This window comes from Desulfofundulus sp. (assembly GCF_049701015.1).
In the GTDB taxonomy this organism is placed as follows: domain Bacteria; phylum Bacillota; class Desulfotomaculia; order Desulfotomaculales; family Desulfovirgulaceae; genus Desulfofundulus.
Genome location: NZ_JBNATZ010000256.1, coordinates 1 through 3,508 on the forward strand (window position 1 = coordinate 1; position 3,508 = coordinate 3,508).

Annotated in this window: 3 protein-coding genes; all 3 read right to left on the reverse strand. The window is 63.0% G+C overall.

Annotated elements, in window-relative coordinates; genetic code table 11:
* Positions 1–206 precede the first annotated feature (206 nt).
* Positions 207–1,064 (reverse strand): WecB/TagA/CpsF family glycosyltransferase, encoded by an 858-nt coding sequence (locus ACPLUI_RS12685; protein ID WP_424660621.1) that lies wholly within the window; start codon positions 1,062–1,064, stop codon positions 207–209.
* 189 nt (positions 1,065–1,253) lie between these two features.
* Positions 1,254–2,801 carry a DHA2 family efflux MFS transporter permease subunit gene (locus ACPLUI_RS12690; protein ID WP_424660622.1) on the reverse strand — a complete coding sequence of 516 codons (1,548 nt, stop codon included), beginning with the start codon at positions 2,799–2,801 and terminating at the stop codon, positions 1,254–1,256.
* A gap of 21 nt (positions 2,802–2,822) precedes the next feature.
* The gene (locus tag ACPLUI_RS12695; protein ID WP_424660623.1) at positions 2,823–3,503 is read right to left on the reverse strand and encodes an HlyD family secretion protein; all 681 of its coding nucleotides are present in this window, start codon (positions 3,501–3,503) and stop codon (positions 2,823–2,825) included.
* Positions 3,504–3,508 lie beyond the last annotated feature (5 nt).

Genomic DNA, 3,508 nt, shown 5'->3' on the forward strand with positions numbered 1-3,508 from the left:
AGCGAGCATCTGCTTGAATTCCGGAAAAGTGAGCACTGCATCCCCGCCGGCAGCCGCCCCGGCCAGGCGGGCATACCCCCCGAGCGCGAGCAGCCCGCACAAGAACACGGCTGCCAGCACGGCAGGCCACTTTCTGCCCATTTATACCCCTCCAATGGCCATAATTAAAATAAACTTCGACAAAAGTTTTCGCTTTCCTGCTCGAGTTATCCTTTTCCAGCTACCCGGTTACCCTTTCCCCATCTATAATTACGCCAGACCAGCCAGGTAAACCGGGGCAGCACCAGCATACGCCGCCAGCGCCGCGGTTCCCGCAGCAGCCGCCCCAGCCATTCCAGGTTGAGCCGCTGCATCCAGAGGGGGGCCCTGGCAACCCGGCCGGCAATCACGTCAAAGCTGCCGCCCACGCCGATGGAAACCGGCACCCCCATGGATTGCCTGTGCCTGGCGATGAATTTTTCCTGTTTCGGGGCTCCCAGAGCCACAAAAAGTAGGTCCGGCTTCGCCGCCCGTACCTGTTCCACCACGTCCCATTCGGACGGGACCTTTTCACTCCCCGCCGCGCAGGCACCGCCGACGGCCGCGGACCCGCCCGGTACGCCCACAGCCGTTCCACCCGCCGCTCCTTCCGCGGGGACTTCCTCCGCCGGCTTGAAATAGCCGTGCTGCGTACCGGCGACCACCAGCCCCGGATGTTTTGCCCGCAGGCGGCGGGCAGCTTCCTCCGCCACCCCGGGCGCCGCTCCCAGCAGAAAAATGCGCCAGCCCTCCCGGGCGGCCCTCTCCACCAGCGCCAGCATGAGGTCGATACCGGTCACACGGCCGGGCACGGGGGTACCCGCCACCCTGGCCGCCCAGACGATGCCCGCACCGTCGGCGGTGACCAGGTCCGCCCGGTTGATCAGGTCCAGCAGCCCCGGTTCCTGCTGGGCGCGGTACAGGATCTCCGGGTTCAAGGTGATTACCTGGTGAGGGCGTCCCGCAGCCACAAAGTCCGCCACTTTCTCCACCGCCCCGGCCAGGTCCACAACATCCACCCGGGCACCCAGGAGGTTTATGTGCATGAACTCCGAACCCTCCCACGCCAATAGAAAGAATGGCACCCGTGCCCGCCTCTGTACGACCGGCAGGCAAGGAGCCGCTCTCTCCATCTCTCCATCAATTCCCACCTCATGATACCGCCCTGCAACACCGCCGTCAAGTGGTCCCGGCCGCGCAGGCGGTCCGCCCCGGACGGCACCGCCCCCGCGGGCTCACCGGGCACCCGCACCAAGCCCGGGCCCCCTGGCAACCTTCTGTTTCTTGCCCAGCAGCAGGGTCAGCGGTATGGCCACGACTACCATCAGGGTACTGACGATAAAGCAGTCCGCGATGGCGCTGGCCATGGCCTGGCGCTGGACGACCAGCGCGAACGCGCCGGCGGCGGCGTCACCGGAAAGGCCCAGTGCCTGCTTGAGCTGGCCCAGGTAGACCGAGGCCAGCGGGGAAGATAAGGAAAAACCGTCCCCGTACCACACGTAGTGGCAGGCCATGCGCCTGGTCATGACGTAAGTAAGGAAGGCGATGCCCAGGGAGGCGGAAACCTGGCGCACCAGGTTGTTAAAAGACGACGCGCGCCCGGAAAGCCTGGCGGGCACTGCTTCCATACCGGCGGTGCTGATGGGCATCATGGCCAGGCCCATACCCACAGACCGGTAGACCATCATCATCTGTATCCAGTGTTTGGAGCTGTCCAGACTTATTTTATGAAGCTCCCAGGTCGTCAGGGCGACCAGCGACAGCCCCACCAGGGCCAGTGGCCTCGCCCCGATTCTATCGTACAACCGCCCGCTTATGGGCATCATCAGCCCGCTGGCTATAGCTCCGGGCATGACGAGCAGGCCCGTCTGCGTGGGCGTTAAACCCAGCAGGTTCTGGGTAAAAATGGGTATCAGGAAGAGCCCGCCGAAAAGGCCGATGGTCACCACGGCCGTGGTTAGAAGGCTGGCCGCAAAGACCGGGTTCGCCAGCAGCCGCACGTCCAGCATGGGCTGCTCCGCCTGCAGTTCCCAGAGCACGAAAAGGAGCAGTAAGAAGAAGGCTGATACCAGCAGGGTGACGATGTACTGGGAAGTCCACCCCTTATCCTGCCCCTCGCTCAGGGCCAGCAGGACGGCAAAGCAGCCAGCCCCACACAAGAGGCAGCCTACCAGGTCGAACCTGGCTTTTAAAAGAGGGGTCTCCCTCAAAAAGACGGCGGCCAGGAACATGCCCAGCAGCCCGACCGGCAGGTTGATCAGGAAGATCATGTGCCAGGAGAGTTGATCCACCAGGTAACCACCCAGGGTGGGGCCGATGGTGGGCGCCATCATGGCTGATATGCCCCAGATCCCCATGGCCATACCCATCTGGCCGCGGGGGATGACCTTGAACAGCATACCCATGCTGATGGGGACCAGCATCCCGCCCCCCAGGGCCTGGCACACCCTGGCCACCACCAGGGAGGTGTTGCTCCACGCCATGCTGCATAAGAAAGACCCCAGGGTGAAGGCCGCCAGGGACAGGATGTACATGCGCCTGTACCCCAGGACATCCCCCAGGTAACCGCTGACCGGGATGACGACCCCGGAGGTGAGCAGGTAGGCGGTCAACACCCACTGCACCTGGTCCGTGCCCACGCCGAAAACGGCCATCAGCTTGGGCACGGCCACGTTGACGATGCTGCCGTCCAGTATGGCCATGAAAGGGCCGATCACCAGGATGAACAGTTCCCGCCAGGGAAACCCGCCCCGCTCAGTAACGGCCGCTTGAGCTTCCGACATTTCAAAAAACCCCCCACACGGTCACCGGATATGGATCCTCACACGGGCATTGGTACCCACTTCCATGTTGTTCCCGGGATACCGGTCGAACACGATCTTCACGGGTACCCGCTGCACCACTTTGGTAAAACTCCCCCCGGTGCTGGTGGGGAGCAGGGAAAAGGTAGAAAGTGAGGCCCGCCCGATGCTGGCCACGTGACCCGTAAATTTCTGCCCCGGTATGGCGTCCAGTGTGATATCCACCTTCTGCCCCACGTGCACGTCCTTCAGGTGGGTCTCCTCGATATTGGCGGTGATGTAGAGAGCCGAGGGGTCTACTACCATCACCACAGGCTGGCCCGGGGCGGCAATTTCACCCTCATGGGCCACTTTTTTGACCACCACGCCGCTCACCGGCGAACGCACCACGGCCAGGTCGATATTGGCCCCCGGCGTAAGGGTGGTATCGTCCAGGCGGGCGACGATGTCCCCCGCCCTCACGGTCTGACCTTCGTCCACGTCTATCTCCAGCAATTTACCCGCCACCTGGGGGCTCACCTTATAGATATCACCGTCGATGCGCGCGTCTTCCGTGGTAATGTAGTGCACATTCGTGTACCAGTAATAAAATGATATGGCGGCTAGGGCGGCCACCATCACCGCGGCCACCGCCATGATCGCTTTTTTATTTTTCAAACCGCACCCTCCTTTCCTGGCAGACATGGCGT

Excerpts from the sequence above, each read along its gene's own strand:
- ACPLUI_RS12685 (WP_424660621.1), bottom strand. The coding sequence starts at position 1,064 with ATGCACATAAACCTCCTGGGTGCCCGGGTGGATGTTGTGGACCTGGCC.
- ACPLUI_RS12690 (WP_424660622.1), bottom strand. The coding sequence starts at position 2,801 with ATGTCGGAAGCTCAAGCGGCCGTTACTGAGCGGGGCGGGTTTCCCTGG.
- ACPLUI_RS12695 (WP_424660623.1), bottom strand. The coding sequence starts at position 3,503 with ATGTCTGCCAGGAAAGGAGGGTGCGGTTTGAAAAATAAAAAAGCGATC.